At 40.7% G+C, this 14,819-nt stretch carries 14 protein-coding genes; 5 read left to right on the top strand and 9 right to left on the bottom strand.

Annotated elements, in window-relative coordinates:
• Positions 1–6 precede the first annotated feature (6 nt).
• From trhP to rnt, 5 genes are all read right to left on the bottom strand, one after another.
• The gene (trhP, locus tag AC0L3Y_RS17500; protein WP_473466981.1) at positions 7–1,389 is read right to left on the bottom strand and encodes a prephenate-dependent tRNA uridine(34) hydroxylase TrhP; all 1,383 of its coding nucleotides are present in this window, start codon (positions 1,387–1,389) and stop codon (positions 7–9) included.
• Positions 1,390–1,624: 235 nt separating this feature from the next.
• Positions 1,625–1,882: a YdcH family protein gene (locus tag AC0L3Y_RS17495; RefSeq protein ID WP_473466979.1), complete on the bottom strand. Its 258-nt coding sequence runs from the start codon at positions 1,880–1,882 to the stop codon at positions 1,625–1,627.
• Between the two features lie 366 nt (positions 1,883–2,248).
• Entirely contained in the window at positions 2,249–5,026 is a 2,778-nt protein-coding gene (locus AC0L3Y_RS17490) for a DUF748 domain-containing protein (protein ID WP_473466976.1), read from the bottom strand.
• A gap of 47 nt (positions 5,027–5,073) precedes the next feature.
• A complete protein-coding gene (locus tag AC0L3Y_RS17485; RefSeq protein WP_473466974.1) occupies positions 5,074–5,514 on the bottom strand; it encodes a YbaN family protein in 441 nt (146 codons plus the stop codon).
• 64 nt (positions 5,515–5,578) lie between these two features.
• A complete protein-coding gene (gene rnt / locus AC0L3Y_RS17480) occupies positions 5,579–6,247 on the bottom strand; it encodes a ribonuclease T (protein WP_473466972.1) in 669 nt (222 codons plus the stop codon).
• 95 nt (positions 6,248–6,342) lie between these two features.
• Between rnt and AC0L3Y_RS17475 the strand changes: the two genes are divergently transcribed.
• The 5 genes from AC0L3Y_RS17475 to AC0L3Y_RS17455 all read left to right on the top strand — a co-directional run bounded on the left by AC0L3Y_RS17475 (position 6,343) and on the right by AC0L3Y_RS17455 (position 11,225).
• Positions 6,343–7,233, top strand: coding sequence for a flagellar protein MotY (locus AC0L3Y_RS17475; protein ID WP_473466970.1), 891 nt, complete (start codon positions 6,343–6,345; stop codon positions 7,231–7,233).
• Positions 7,234–7,424: 191 nt separating this feature from the next.
• Positions 7,425–8,657, top strand: coding sequence for an argininosuccinate synthase (locus AC0L3Y_RS17470; protein ID WP_473466968.1), 1,233 nt, complete (start codon positions 7,425–7,427; stop codon positions 8,655–8,657).
• Positions 8,658–8,889: 232 nt separating this feature from the next.
• The gene (locus AC0L3Y_RS17465; protein WP_473466965.1) at positions 8,890–9,831 is read left to right on the top strand and encodes a ribokinase; all 942 of its coding nucleotides are present in this window, start codon (positions 8,890–8,892) and stop codon (positions 9,829–9,831) included.
• Between the two features lie 39 nt (positions 9,832–9,870).
• On the top strand, positions 9,871–10,812 hold the full coding sequence (locus AC0L3Y_RS17460; RefSeq protein WP_473466963.1) for a nucleoside hydrolase: 942 nt from the start codon (positions 9,871–9,873) through the stop codon (positions 10,810–10,812).
• Between the two features lie 140 nt (positions 10,813–10,952).
• Complete coding sequence (locus AC0L3Y_RS17455; protein WP_473466960.1) at positions 10,953–11,225, top strand: RNA recognition motif domain-containing protein; 273 nt, start codon at positions 10,953–10,955, stop codon at positions 11,223–11,225.
• Between the two features lie 95 nt (positions 11,226–11,320).
• On the opposite strand, the gene AC0L3Y_RS17450 is transcribed toward AC0L3Y_RS17455, so the two are convergent.
• From AC0L3Y_RS17450 to AC0L3Y_RS17435, 4 genes are all read right to left on the bottom strand, one after another.
• Positions 11,321–11,647 (bottom strand): hypothetical protein, encoded by a 327-nt coding sequence (locus AC0L3Y_RS17450; RefSeq protein WP_473466958.1) that lies wholly within the window; start codon positions 11,645–11,647, stop codon positions 11,321–11,323.
• Positions 11,648–11,886: 239 nt separating this feature from the next.
• A complete protein-coding gene (gene aptA, locus AC0L3Y_RS17445) occupies positions 11,887–13,224 on the bottom strand; it encodes an omega-aminotransferase AptA (protein ID WP_473466955.1) in 1,338 nt (445 codons plus the stop codon).
• A 165-nt stretch (positions 13,225–13,389) separates the two neighbouring features.
• The gene (gene nth / locus AC0L3Y_RS17440; protein WP_473466952.1) at positions 13,390–14,025 is read right to left on the bottom strand and encodes an endonuclease III; all 636 of its coding nucleotides are present in this window, start codon (positions 14,023–14,025) and stop codon (positions 13,390–13,392) included.
• 29 nt (positions 14,026–14,054) lie between these two features.
• Positions 14,055–14,813, bottom strand: coding sequence for an electron transport complex subunit E (locus AC0L3Y_RS17435; protein WP_473466950.1), 759 nt, complete (start codon positions 14,811–14,813; stop codon positions 14,055–14,057).
• Positions 14,814–14,819: the final 6 nt, after the last annotated feature.

The following is a 14,819-nucleotide window of genomic DNA, read 5'->3' as shown; positions in this document are numbered from 1 at the left end:
GGAAGCCTATAGAGATACCTTGCTATGAGGTTGTCGAGTGGTTTGTCCTGCCGATAGGTTTCTTAGCAAAATTCCCATTGAAGCATCTATGCCCGAAGGGCAAGGAATGTTGACGATGTGTCCACTACCCTTGGCGATATCGATAGGGCAACCATGTTTGTCGTTTAGCTCGGTTAAGGTGAAGGTGATATTACCTTTTGGTGTCATCAGCTCTAATGAATCCCCAAGACTAAAGCGATTTTTTACTTCGATGGTTAATATATTATCTTTCGTGGTGGTGACTTCGCCAACAAACTGTTGTTGCTCACTGATTGAGTTGCCAGTTTCGTAGTTTTGTAAATCAACATGGCGATGACGTTGTAAAAAACCATCGGTGTATCCTCGGTTAGCGAGATTTTCTAAACTGCCGAATAGTTCATTGTTAAAGCTTTTTCCTGCGACAGCATCATTAATCGCTTGACGATAAATTTGTGCGGTTCTTGCGCAATAATAAAAGGACTTGGTTCGGCCTTCAATTTTTAATGAATGTATGCCCATTTTTACCAAACGTTCAACGTGTTGGATCGCTCGCAGGTCTTTTGAGTTCATGATGTAGGTGCCATGTTCATCTTCAAATGCTGGCATGTATTCATCAGGTCGTCCATGCTCTTGCAGTAGAAACAGCTGGTCAGTAGGTTCCTGAATCTGTACGGCAGACTCTTGAGCTTGTATAGAAGAATCACTACTAGCGATGATCTGTCCAACGTCATCTTGCTTCGCTTCGTGGGCATTGTATTGCCAGCGGCAAGCGTTAGTGCAAGCACCTTGATTTGGGTCGCGTTTGTTCATATAACCAGAAAGTAAACAGCGGCCAGAATAGGCCATACATAAAGCCCCATGAACGAACACTTCCAATTCCATTTCAGGCACTTTCATGCGAATTTCTTCAATTTCATCTAGAGATAATTCACGAGATAAAATAACACGGGAAATGCCTTGTTGTTGCCAGAATTTGACAGTTGCCCAGTTGACTGCATTGGCTTGTACCGATAGGTGAATTGATTGATCTGGAAACGCTTCTCGGACCATCATAATAAGACCTGGATCAGACATAATCAGAGCGTCAGGGTTCAAGTCGATTACTGGTGCTAAGTCTTGAATGTAGGTTTTTAGTTTGGCGTTATGGGGCGCAATATTACTGACTACGTAGAGTTTTTTACCCAGTGCATGAGCTTCGTTAATACCAATGCCTAGCTTCTCTAAATCAAACTCATTATTACGTACGCGAAGTGAGTAGCGTGGTTGTCCTGCGTATACAGCATCAGCGCCATAGGCAAGGGCATAACGGAGGTTTTTTAAAGAGCCAGCTGGAGACAACAATTCTGGCTTGACTATTTTTTGCTGAGACATAAGGCTCACCGATCAATCAAAACGCGCGGAGTTTACCTCTGTGTTTATTGAACTCAAGACTTGGTAGGTGGATTGTTTGTTTAAATAAAGTCTATTTGATCTGAGTCAAATTATATGAAACTCATAGGCTTTTGATTAGAAGTATGGTTTTTTTATTTTGATAAGGAATCAACAAGTGGAAAAGAGCAAATAAGCGTCGCTGATAGCCGTCAGCGACACTTTGAATACTTGGTAATTAAGCTTTTACAGCAGCCTTAGATGCCTTGATATAACCTTGTATAGTGTCTTTTAGTTGTAGACGTTGCTTTTTCAAGTGCTCTTCTTCTGCCGTAGTGGATGGAATGATTTCTTGTTCCATTTTTTCTACTTCTTTTGTTAAATGATTGTACTCGTCATAAAGCTTTTTAAAGTGAGCATCTTCCATTTTTAGATTATGGATGTCTTCTTTTAACTCTGGGAATTCATGAATCAAACTATGGTCTTCGATTGGCATAATAGCCTCCTGTCTTTGTTTGCTTTCATATTAGATTAGCCTAGTTAGGCTTATCGTTTCTTGATGCTGGTCAGGCTTTCTCTGTCTATTAAAAGTATTTATGGTTTGTTGTAAAAAGGATGAATAACTGAGTAGATTATTAGCCATACCTTTATTAATGGTTGGATATGATGCTTTTTCAACAGCAAAGGTTAAGCTTATGCTATGTTGCATATTCTTTGATCTTTGTGACCCTTTTAGAAATCTTGTGTCTTTAAGGGTAGTCGATGGTTTTATTATTGAAGGTTTAATATTGGCATTTTGATAGCAGCAAAGCCGAGACTGTTTCTAATCACGGCTTTGCTGCTATAAGGATAAGGACGGAGTTTAGAAATTTAGCTCAACTCTTGGCTGGCTAGATTTTGATAAATCGACTTCTGGCGAGCAAAGGAAGATACGAGAAGAGCTAATGCCTTTTTTAACCAAATAATCTTTCAGAATATTTGAGCGTTCTTGGGCAAGCGCCTGGGCTGATTCTTTGGTTGTGTCATCAATAGTGGTTGGTGGTTCTTCAATACCTAAATCAAGATAACTAGCAACGCCGCAAGCTTTTAACTGACTGTCTTTCTTGTCTTTCATTAAAGCAATGAGCTGTTTTAGAAAAACGTCTTGAGAGTCGTTTAAGCGGCTTTCTTCTGCTTCAAACAATAATGGCTGCACTCGAATTTTTAGCAGTTGGTCTCCTGCTAACTGTGCAATGCTGATTACGCTGGCATATGGCACAAAGGTTTGCAGAAGGTAGCTGCTTGACGCTTGGAACAGTGCTTTTCGTACAGGTAAAATCATGAAGTCTTTCCAGCCGAATTCTGGATTTTCTATATCGCCAGACAATGGAATGTCTAGGTCGATATTATCGTCACTGTCTTTCAAAATGCTAACGGCAATGTTAAGCGGTACCGCACCGGCTTTAATCACGGAACTGCTTTCTTTTTTACCACCTAAATCAAATTCTCTTAATAAAATGTGAGAGTTGCCGTCCAGTTCACCATTGTTTGCATTTAAGGTGAGGTCTAAATCTAATTGTCCTGAGTTGATCTGGTAACCTAATGCATTGGCGATGTAGGATGAATAAGGTGGCAGCTCAGCTTCGCGTATAGTAAGTTCGCTTTTCATGGTGAGTTTGTCTGCAAGAGGCCAAATGACGATATCACTGGATAGTGTGGCATATTTTCCATTACGAGCTTTTAAAATGAGCTCTGTTGCCTGTTTCTTATCTTGCGTATTAACGTTGCGTAAGGATAAAGAATCAATTTCTAAAGAGCGTTGTAAGGCAGGTGTAATGCTTTTGTCTTGTACGAATATTTGTGATTCACCAGTCATGTCATAAGCATCTAAAATGACGTAGTAAGGGGCTTTGAAAGCAGACTCTTCTTCTGCACCGGGAGAGCTTTTAATGGCATTTTCTGCGTCTTGAGTTTTAGGTGTGCTTGAATCTTGTAAAGATGGCTGTAGTGAAGTTTGCGGCTCTTCTATCGATACGAGATTTTCAAGGCGTTTTTGCGCATCGAGTATTAGATTCATTTTTACCGAATCTGTCGTAATGGTGCCAAGCTGAGCGCCGTCATGGTTAGCTGATAATGTGTCTATTTTGATACTGCCGATTTGACTTAATGCTGGCAAGGTTAACTTGTTACCTGTTTCGGGTAATATTTCAGATAAGGTTAAATCCGCTATATTTAATTCCTCAAACGCCACATCAAATTTTGTCCCTTGTTGGAAGAAAGACAGTGAATTGATGTTCATGTTTTTAAAAGCGGCAATACGTTTTTTATCACCCAACATACTATCCAGAGATTGACTAGAAATATTAATGTTTTCACCAGTAACGGCTGGATCTTGCTCGCCTTTCATTTCAACATTAAGTTGATCTGTAGAGAGTTTAAAGGCGCCAAGGGAAAGATGCTTTTCTTCTGTTTGATCAACGACAGCTGTTTCTTTTCTTGAGCTATTGTTTACACGATCAAGTACTAGGGACAAATTGGCAATATTTAGTTGTGTATTGGCGATTTGAGTCGTTAGACCAAGTTCATCGCGCTTTATATTGATAGGAAAGTTTAAGGCCAGATTGTCGTAGGTAGTAATTAGGTTGGCTTGAGTAAAGGTGAATTGATTGGATGTGAGTGCTGTTTTACCCGTAAAAGTTAATTGATCTGCAGAAATGAACTCTACGTTAGCTTCGGTTATATCCAACATCGTTGAAGCCGTAGCGACATGGTCTTGATGGTTTAATGGTAGATCAAGATCAGTGATTTCTGTCTTCAGATTTAAGTTGTCAAGGTTAAAAGTCGGTGTGCCTTCAACTTGAGTTTGTAGAAATTTAAGTTTGCCATCTATTGCCAGTTGTCCTTCTCCTGCATTAAAAGGAGACGGTAGGAAGTGACGTAAGTCGTTAATTGATATCTTAGTGTTATTAATATTTATGTCTGCATTTGTTCGCTTAGAAGAGTAGTCAAATTGAGTTGTGATGGACAGACTCGATTGATTAATCAGGGCTGATAGGGCGACTGAGCCGCTCCAATCTAGAGCTTTTCCAGATAAATTTTTAACTATCAGATTATTGATTGTAAAACTGTCTTTTTGTACCTGTGTAGCGGTCTCTGGTTGGCGAGCTAAATAGAGCTGGCTGTTAGTAAAGGTAAAAGTAGGAAGCGTTATGTTCCATGGATCGCTAATTGGTGTTTGTTCTTGCTCTGCCTTAGGTGCTTCTTCTGGTTCATTATTGTGAAGGTATTGAGTCGTGTTGATGCCTGCCACAACCCAATCATTTTCTTGTTGTTCAACCCAGACAGATAAACCGTCAATGTTGGCATGTGATAAATGAACAGTGTGGGTGAGAAGGGGTAAGGCTTCTATACTCAAAGTAGCTAGCTTTAATATTAAGGTGTTTTGTGTTGAATTCTTTACGGTGACATTTTTCAAATCGATTTTAGGCGGGAAAAAATCTATCGATAAACTATCAATTGAAAAATCTTGTCCTTGTTCTTCAAAATATTTACTGATGTAGTGCTTTGTAACAAAAGGCGCTGCGATCCAAATGATGATGACGATGAGAGCCAGAGCGGATAATGGAAAAAAGACAAAGTTACGAAAATGTCGGCGAGTCATTATAAAGTGCCTTTTGGGGTGAATGGTATCGAGGATTGACACTTAGATTAACTGGGTTTGTCTTTCTCTTCTATAGACTTAGGGTGTAAAGATTCTGCATCTAAAGGCTTTTGCTTTGGCGGTTCAGAGCGTAATGGCATTCTAAGTAAATAAATACTGACGCATACACCAATAAAAACCAAACCGACGGTTGCCCAAAAGCGCCATACTAAAAATGTGGAAATGGCCATACCTGCCCACATAAAAAGAATAGCCCTATTTCTTGAGCGACGAGGAATTCCATCTGAAGATTGCCAATCTTTTACAATTGGGCCGAAAAACTTATGGTTAAGTAGCCAAGCATGGAAACGATCAGAAGATTTGGAAAAGCACCAAGCGGCTAACAAGACAAGTGGTGTGGTTGGCAATAATGGTAAAAAAATACCGATTACGCCCGTAATTAAGGAAAGCCACCCTAAAATCAAATATAAAATTCGCTTCCCTTGCATATCGACACCACCTTACGATTAAAGCGAGGCTGATGCTCCTCTAAGCCTCACTTTGATTAAATCACTATTTTCCTGAGTGAAAAATAGCCGCCATATCATCTTCTACTTCATTTTCAATGAGAGGCCAACCGCCTAAACGTTTTAGACGATTTACCATTTCGCAGAAAAGTTCGGCAGTTTTTTCAGTGTCGTATTTTGCTGAGTGTGCTTCGGCATTACTAAATGGAATTGATGCAGCTTCACAGGCTTTTGCTAATACTGTTTGACCATATACCAAACCAGCTAAACTTGCTGTGTCGAAGCTGGAGAACGGATGGAATGGGTTGCGTTTAATGTCGACACGTTCAATGGCAGCATTTAAGAAACCATGGTCGAAAGCCGCATTGTGGCCCACTAAAATCGCACGTTTGCAATTAACTGACTTTAGTTCTTTACGAACTTTAGCGAACATTTGATTCAGTGCTTCTTCTTCTGGCATATCCTGTCTATCTGGAGCAAATGGATCGATACCAGTAAAGTCTAGAGCGGCTTTTTCAAGGTTCGCGCCTTCAAATGGTTTGATCAAAAACTCTAGAGTTTCATGGATATATAGGTCGCCATTTTCATCCATTCTTAGGATACTGGCGGCCATTTCTAACAAAGCATCTGTTTTTTGATTAAAGCCTGCGGTTTCTACGTCGATAACTATCGGTAAGAAGCCGCGGAATCTATCTTTGATTTCATGGTTTGACAAAAGAAGGTCCTTAATTCTGCCACTTGATCAATAATGGCGGTATACAATAGGATTGGATCATAACACAATTGATAATGCTTGAACGAGATGTCTCAATGGGAATTACCCAACAACTTCTAATTCGCACTGCCTTTTTATTCACTGCTTGTGTGCCATTTGGCTATGCAAATGCACTGACACATTACCAATCCGACATTTCGGATTCTAAATGGTTACTTTCTGGTGACATTTTTTCGTGCAGTTTAACGCATCCTGTACCGCATTATGGCGAAGGTCACTTCATAAAAGAAGCGGGTGAACCAATGAAATTCATCCTTCAGCCGCAAAATGAGAAATTAGGACCAGGTCAGGTTTATATTATTTCCCAAGCGCCAGATTGGTCGCCGGGAATCCGGCCGGAGACGCTGGATGTTTTGCCTTATCCCGGTTATGGCTTGACGGTTGAAGTAGGCGGTAAAGTTGCTGAAAGAATGCTGACAAGTTTGGACCGTGGACATCATCCGGTTGTGGCAGGAACAGCGTGGGAAAATAATCGTGAAACCGTTGAAGTAGGGTTGTCGAATATTAATTTTGCCCCAGCCTATAATGAATTTAGACGTTGTTTATCGAGCTTGCTGCCCGTCAACTATGACCAAATTGCAAGAACGGCTGCTTTGTTTCCGGTTAATGGTGTTGATCTGACTGATCGCATGAAGTCTCGCTTGGATTTGGTAGCTTTGTACGTTTCTTCTGATCCTAGTGTTGAATACATCTATATTGATGGTCACACGGACCCTATTGGTTCACGTCGAGATAACCGTGAGTTATCAAAAATTCGTGCCGAAAAAGTAACTGCCTATCTGCTTGATAAAGGCGTGCCAGTGAATAAAATTATTTCGCGCTACCACGGTGAACGTTATCCTTCTGCATCAAACAGGACGTCTCAAGGGCGAGAGCGTAACCGACGTGTGACGATACGTTTAGAAAGATCAGACGGCGATCGTTAAACTTTCTTCTTTTTTGATTCATAAAAAGCCCTATCTTCGCTGAATTATCTTAGTGGAATAGGGCTTTTTGCTTGCTAAGCAAGAACCGAAATCTTACACTTACCACCCCTTTTATAAATTATTTGCGCCGCCATGTACTGGTTTTAAAGCATTGGTGTGGGAGCGCTAGCTCGTTGAGGAGAATAGAAATAATGTCTGACGTGAAGAAGGTAGTGCTTGCCTATTCTGGCGGCCTGGATACTTCAGTAATCGTGAAGTGGCTTCAAGAAGAGTATAACTGTGAAGTGGTTACCTTTACCGCTGATTTGGGTCAGGGTGAAGAAGTTGAACCAGCTCGCGCTAAAGCTCAAGCGTTGGGTATTAAGGAAATCTACATCGAAGATTTGCGTGAAGAGTTTGTCCGCGACTTCGTTTTTCCAATGTTCCGTGCTAACACTATTTACGAAGGCGAGTACTTATTAGGTACTTCCATCGCTCGTCCTTTGATTGCGAAACGTTTAATCGAAATCGCAAACGAAACTGGCGCAGATGCTATTTCTCATGGTGCAACTGGTAAAGGTAACGACCAAGTACGTTTCGAACTTGGTGCTTATGCTTTGAAACCGGGTGTTAAAGTTATTGCTCCTTGGCGTGAATGGGATCTGACTTCCCGTGAAACCCTGATGGCTTACTGTGAGAAGCACAATATTCCAGTTGATTTCTCCACTAAGAAGAAAAAGTCTCCTTATTCTATGGATGCTAACTTGCTGCATATCTCTTTCGAGGGCGATCAGCTAGAAGATCCTTGGACAGAGCCAGAAGACGATATGTGGCGTTGGTCTGTTTCTCCTGAAGATGCGCCAAATGAAGCGACTTACATCGAAATCGGTTACGAAAAAGGCGATCCAGTTTCTATCAATGGTGAAGCTATGTCTCCAGCAACTATCTTGGAAACATTGAACAAGATTGGTGGCGCTAACGGTATTGGCCGTGTCGACATAGTAGAAAACCGTTTTGTTGGTATGAAAGCACGTGGTTGTTACGAAACACCTGGTGGCACAATCATGATGAGAGCGCATCGCGCAATTGAATCTATTACTTTGGATCGTGAAGCGATGCATTTGAAAGATGAAATGATGCCTCGTTATGCAAAAATCATATACAACGGTTTTTGGTGGTCTGAAGAGCGACGTATGATGCAAGCTTTGATTGACACATCTCAGAAATACGTAAGCGGTACGGTTCGTCTTAAATTGTACAAAGGCAATGTGACTGTTGTTGGACGTCAATCTCCAAATAGCTTGTTCGATAGTTCTATCGCAACATTCGAAGATGATGCAGGTGCTTACGATCAAAAAGACGCTGCGGGCTTCATTAAATTGAATGCTTTACGTATGCGTATCGCTGCTCAAAAAGGCCGTGGCTTTTTAGATAACGATAAATAAGTAATAAGCTTTTCAAAAAACGCCCCATTCTTTTAGAATTGGGGCGTTTTTTATTTTTGTACGATTGGTCAGGATTTTATATAGTGTTATATTCACTTGGCTATTTTAGTGGAAAATTACTGGGTGATGGTTTTTTTCATTAGTTAGTGCCTGTGCGAATGAAAATTTGTACTGATAAAAAGTGGCAATAAAAATACACTAGAATGGCAATGTTTATTCTAAAGGAAGCATTATGACAATTTATAACGTCGGCTCGATTAATCTCGATCACCTTTATCAGTTGGATCACTTTGTTCGCCCTGGTGAAACTATGGCATCGGATAGTTACCAGTGTTTGTTGGGTGGCAAAGGTGCAAACCAATCTGTTGCGTTAGCGAAAGCGGGTGCACAAGTTAAGCATGTTGGCGCAATTCATCATAATGACCAAGCCATCATTAAGCAGCTTGAATCTTTAGGTGTCGATACCGGGTTGATCAAACAACTCGATGTTCCGACAGGTCATGCAATTATCCAGCTAACAAAAGAAGCTGAAAACTCGATTATCTTATATCAAGGTGCGAATCACGCTTTGACAGAAGCACAAGTTGATGATGTTTTGTCTCAAGCGGTGGCGGGTGATTGGGTATTGTTGCAAAACGAAACGAATTTGATTGAATACACTATGCGCAAGGCGCAAGAGCACAATGTTAAGGTTGCTTTTAACCCTGCTCCGATGGATGTGAATTTAACCAAACAAGTATTGAGCTTGGTTGATTTATTAATCGTTAACGAAGTAGAGGCGATGGATTTAATTGGCGCTGCAGATATCGACAGTGCCATTGAGAATCTACCAAAAGCTTATCCTGACCTTGCTGTGTTGATGACATTGGGTAAAGCTGGTGTGTGTTACTTTGATGGTATCAAAAACAATGGAGAGGAGAAGATTTTAGTGGAAGCCTTCTCTGTTGATGCCATTGATACTACAGGTGCTGGAGATACCTTTATTGGTTTTTGCCTCTCCTCCCTAATGAAAGGCGAAGATATTAGACAATCGATTATTCGTGCTTGTGCTGCATCCGCTATATGTGTCACACGATTGGGTGCTGCATCATCTATACCTACAGAAAACGAAGTGGCTGCTTTTCTTGTTGAAAACGGTTTACCAAAAAGAATTAGCCAAACACGCTTAGCTTAAAAATAAGCTATAAGCGCATAGTAAAAAGAGGAACTTGAAATGGCTCGTAAAATAATTATTGATACAGATCCGGGCATTGATGATGCTATGGCAATCTTTTTTGCCTTCCAAGCACCACAATTAGAAGTCTTGGGTCTAACGACGACGTTTGGTAATGTGTCGGTGGATTTGGCGACACAAAATGCCATTACCTTGACTGAAATTGCTAAAGTAAACGTGCCTGTAGCTAAAGGTGTTGCTGTTCCTAGTGTGATAGCTCCTCGTCCACACCCTGATTTTGTTCATGGTAAAGATGGCTTTGGTAATATCAATTGGCCAGCTCCAAAAGGCAAAGCCGTAGATAAAAGTGCAGCACAATTCATTGTTGATACTGTGCGTAAATATCCAGGGGAAGTAACAATTATTGCATTGGGGCCATTGGGTAACTTAGCAGAAGCGCTGAAACTTGATCCTGAAGTTGCGAGCCTAGTAGATGAAGTTGTATTGATGGGTGGTACAGCGATTGAATACGGTAACGTATCACCAGTAGCAGAAGCTAATATCATGAATGATCCACATGCTGCCGATGAGGTGTTTACAGCGGCTTGGCAAGTTACCATGATCGGCTTAGATGTAACTCATCAGGTATTGCTTGATAATCCAATTTTGGAGCGTATTAGAGCGGCGAATCCAACAGAAGGTAGTTTCCTATACGACTGTGCACAGCATTATATTAATTTCTATAGTAGTCGTTTTGATATGGATGGTTGTTACTTCCATGACGCTTCCACCATTGCGTACGTTATGGATCCAAGTATCTTTGGTGTGGAATTGGGAGCGATCCGTGTTGCTTGTGAAGGCATTGGTATCGGTCAAACTATTTTCGCTCCACAAGGTATGGAATTCCCAACGCCTTATTGGAATGATGTTCCTATGACTCAGGTTTGTATGGAAGTAGATAGTGAGCGATTACTGAAACTGTTCGAGACAACCTTATCTTAAACGACTAGAATTGAATTATTAAAAGGCATGGGGCACAGTTGTTTCATGCCTTTTTTATTAAATTTACCGAGCAAAGCGATAGCTTTGCGATTATGAATGAAAAGACTGTTTAAACATCTTTTCTACAGAGAATGATAGAAATGAAATTATTAGTTAGAAACCTTGCCCGTGAAACGACGGAAGAAGAGTTGCGAGTGCTGTTTTCAGCACATGGAACGCTACAGTCTTGTACTCTTGTTATGGACAAAGAGACAGGGGAATCGAAAGGTTTTGCCTTTGTTGAAATGCCTAAAGTAGGCGAAGCTAAAATTGCAATTAAAGCGTTAAATGGTACAGATGTCGAAGGCTCTAAAATTCGTGTGAAAAAAGCAGAAGACACGACAACAACTAAAGACGAAGCAGAAGAAAAGTAAAAACGTTTTCTGTTTAAAAGCTAAATTTTGATAGAAAAAAACAATGAATATGGCTAAAAAATTAGCCCTATTCATTTTTTTATCCTCTCAGCACATTAAGAGTGTGCATCAGTAAAGGCTTTAATAAAGTCCACATCTTTATCTGTAATGGTATGAAAACGAAGTTTAATATAATGTTTGTTGTTTTCATTAAAAATATCTAACAGCGGATCACATAGAGTTTTAATGGTCGCAATTTTTCCTTCATGAATGGCCTTTAACTCTAGTTTTACCATCTTAGATCCTTGTAAACCCTCTGGAGCTTCTACCTCTATTTGCTTGGTTGAAATATGGGTGCAATGAATTGGCATAACAACGCCATTTGTTAAATAAAGAGAGCCTGTCCAAAAGCAACGAACATAGGGAGAATGTGTTATAGACACTGACTTTTATCCTTTCTTAGATGAAGATCCAAGACTATAAAGTATTTTCAAAAAAACATTATAAAGTAAAAATCAAACGAGTGTAATGAAATGTAATTTAATTTCAAAGGTGTTTTGAATGGTGTTTTTGATTACCCCTAATTTCTTTATTTTAAAGTTTTTGATTTGAGGATGTACTGATTGATAAAAGTAAGCCCATATAAGAGATGGGCCTACTTTTCTATTTTTTAGAAAGTGCTTTAGCCTAGCTTTTTAATAGAGTCACCAAGAGCATTCATCATGCTATCGATTTCTGATTGTTCAGTAGTGAAGGGTGGTGCTAATTGAATCGTATCAGCACCGTAGCGAACGTAATAGCCCTTGTCCCACATATCCATGGCAATTTGGAAAGGACGTTTTCCAGGTTCATTATCAATTGGAGCTATGGTAATGCCGGCTGCAAAACCATAGTTACGAATGTCCGTGACAATAGGACTTGCGCCTTTTAATTGATGAACACTGTTTTCCCAGAATGAACTCATATTGCTTACACGCTCAATTAATCCCTGCTTTTTGATTTCAGCTAATGAAGCAAGCCCGGCTGCACAAGCAATAGGGTGGGCAGAATAGGTGTAGCCATGTGGGATTTCAAGCATGTAATCTGGGCCACCAGTGTCCATGAAGGTGTCGTAAATTTCTTGTTTAAAGGCTACAGCCCCCATTGGAATAACGCCATTGGTTACCTGTTTTGCCATGGTAATCGCGTCAGGTGTGACTCCAAATGCTTGGGCGCCGGTTTTTGCCCCCATGCGACCGAAAGCTGTGATAACTTCATCAAATATTAGTAGGATATTATGTTGGTCACAAATTTCTCGTAAGCGTTGTAGGTAGCCTTGTGGTGGGATAATAACGCCACCTGAGCCGGACATAGGCTCAACAATTACTGCTGCTATATTGGAGGCGTCGTGTAAGGCAATGAGGTTCACCAAATCTTCAGCGCGTTCCTTACCATATTCTGACATTCCTTTCGTGAATTCTGTGCCAGGCACTTGTGTATGAGGTAGGTGGTAAGACTCCAACCCTTGACCATATAAAGTACGGTTTGCAGGAATGCCGCCAACGCTGAAACCTGAAATGCCAGCACCGTGATAGCCTTTAGCTCGGCCGATAAACTTGGTTTTAGTTCCCATGCCTTTCTTACGCCAATAAGCGCGAGCAACTTTTAGTGCAGTATCGACAGATTCGGAGCCAGATCCAGTGAAGAATATACGGTTAAGTCCATCAGGCATAAAGTGTGTGATTTGCTCAGCCAGCAGAAAAGATTTTTCGTGGCCAAATTGAAACGCAGGAGAGTAATCAAGTGTTTTTACTTGCTCTGCGACCGCTTCGTTAATCGCTGGAACGCTGTGACCTAAGCCACAAGTCCATAAACCAGATAGACCATCAAAAATCTTTCGACCTTCAATGTCTGTGTAGTAGTGACCTGCAGCGGAAGAAATAATACGAGGATCTTTTTTGAACTGGCGGTTGCCTGTATAAGACATCCAATGGGCATCAAGCTGAGCTTGAGTTAAGCGGGTTTTAGCAATATGGCTCATGACGGCACTCTCTCTCTCAAAAGTAAAATCTGTAAATAGAGAATGCCGAGCTAGGAAGGTTTATTAAATTTGAGCTTATTTAATTTTAGATTAGTAATTAGTTAACTAATGAGGTGTTATTTAACCTATAAACAAGGTTCTTGAGATGTGGTTCTTGATGCGGAATTAAGTCGAAGTTTTTTCTTTAAATTCGCAGAGATCTTCAATGATGCAAGCATCACATTTGGGTTTACGTGCCACACAAATATAACGCCCATGTAAAATCATCCAATGGTGTGCATCTAGAAGAAATTCTTTAGGGACAAATTTGAGTAGCTTCATTTCTACTTCTAAGACATTTTTCCCTGGCGCTACTTTAGTACGATTACTAAATCGAAAAATATGGGTATCTACAGCCATAGCGACTTGTCTAAAGGCAGTATTTAGCACGACATTAGCCGTTTTTCTGCCAACACCGGGGAGGGCTTCTAGTTCTTCGCGGCTTTCAGGAACAATACTATTGTGTTGTTCAACGAGGATTCTGCAGGTTTTAATCGCGTTTTCAGCTTTGGCATTAAATAGGCCAATGGTTTTGATGTAGCTTTTTAAACCATCAACACCTAATTCAAGCATTGCTTCTGGTGTGTTGGCGACTGGAAAGAGTTTTCGAGTTGCCTTGTTAACGCTAACATCAGTGGCTTGTGCAGAAAATAAAACGGCAATTAAAAGTTCAAAAGGCGAGCTGTATTCAAGCTCAGTTACGGGGTTCGGGTTTTCCGCTCGTAAGCGGGAAAAAATCTCGTAGCGCTTCTCTTTATTCACTTTATCTTGCCTTTATTATTGTTCAGATTTTAACTAACTTGACCTGTCACACGAACACGTTTTGATTCACTTGGACCGTCTTTGGCTTTTTGTATAGCAAGACGACTTTTCTCACGTTCATCAAGGTAGTTTTTAAAGGCAATAAGTAAGCCTAAGCCAATAAACGCACCCGGAGGCAAAACTACAAACAAAACATTTGGGTAGTCATCAAAGACCACCCATTTCCAGTTGATGGCGATATCACCAAATAACAACTGCATATCAGAAAATAAGGTGCCTTGACCAATCAGCTCACGCATAGCGCCAAGTGCAACCAAAATCACACCAAAGCCTAATCCCATCATCAAACCGTCTAATGCAGAAGGTAGCACAGGGTTACGGCTGGCAAAGGCATCAGCACGTCCAAGGATGGCGCAGTTGGTCACGATTAAGGGAATAAAAATACCAAGAATTTGATACAACTCATAAGTGTAAGCCTGCATGATTAATTCAATGCAGGTAGTGAACGAGGCAATAATCATAACAAAAGCAGGTAAGCGAACCGCATCGGCTACGTAGTTTCGAATCAATGAAACTGCGATGTTGGAACCGACCAATACGACTAAAGTGGCTAACCCCAACCCTAATGCGTTAACAACCGTGCTGGTTACTGCAAGCATTGGACACAAGCCCAATAACTGTACTAAAGCTGGGTTGTTTTTCCAGATGCCGTTGTAAATGATTTCAGCGTAGTTTGTACTAGGCTTGCTGTCAGTAATCGCATCACCTGTGTCTGTTTCAGCGCTCATTTTTAT

This window comes from Marinomonas sp. GJ51-14 (assembly GCF_055808695.1).
This window is presented reverse-complemented; position numbering and strand designations above follow the sequence as displayed.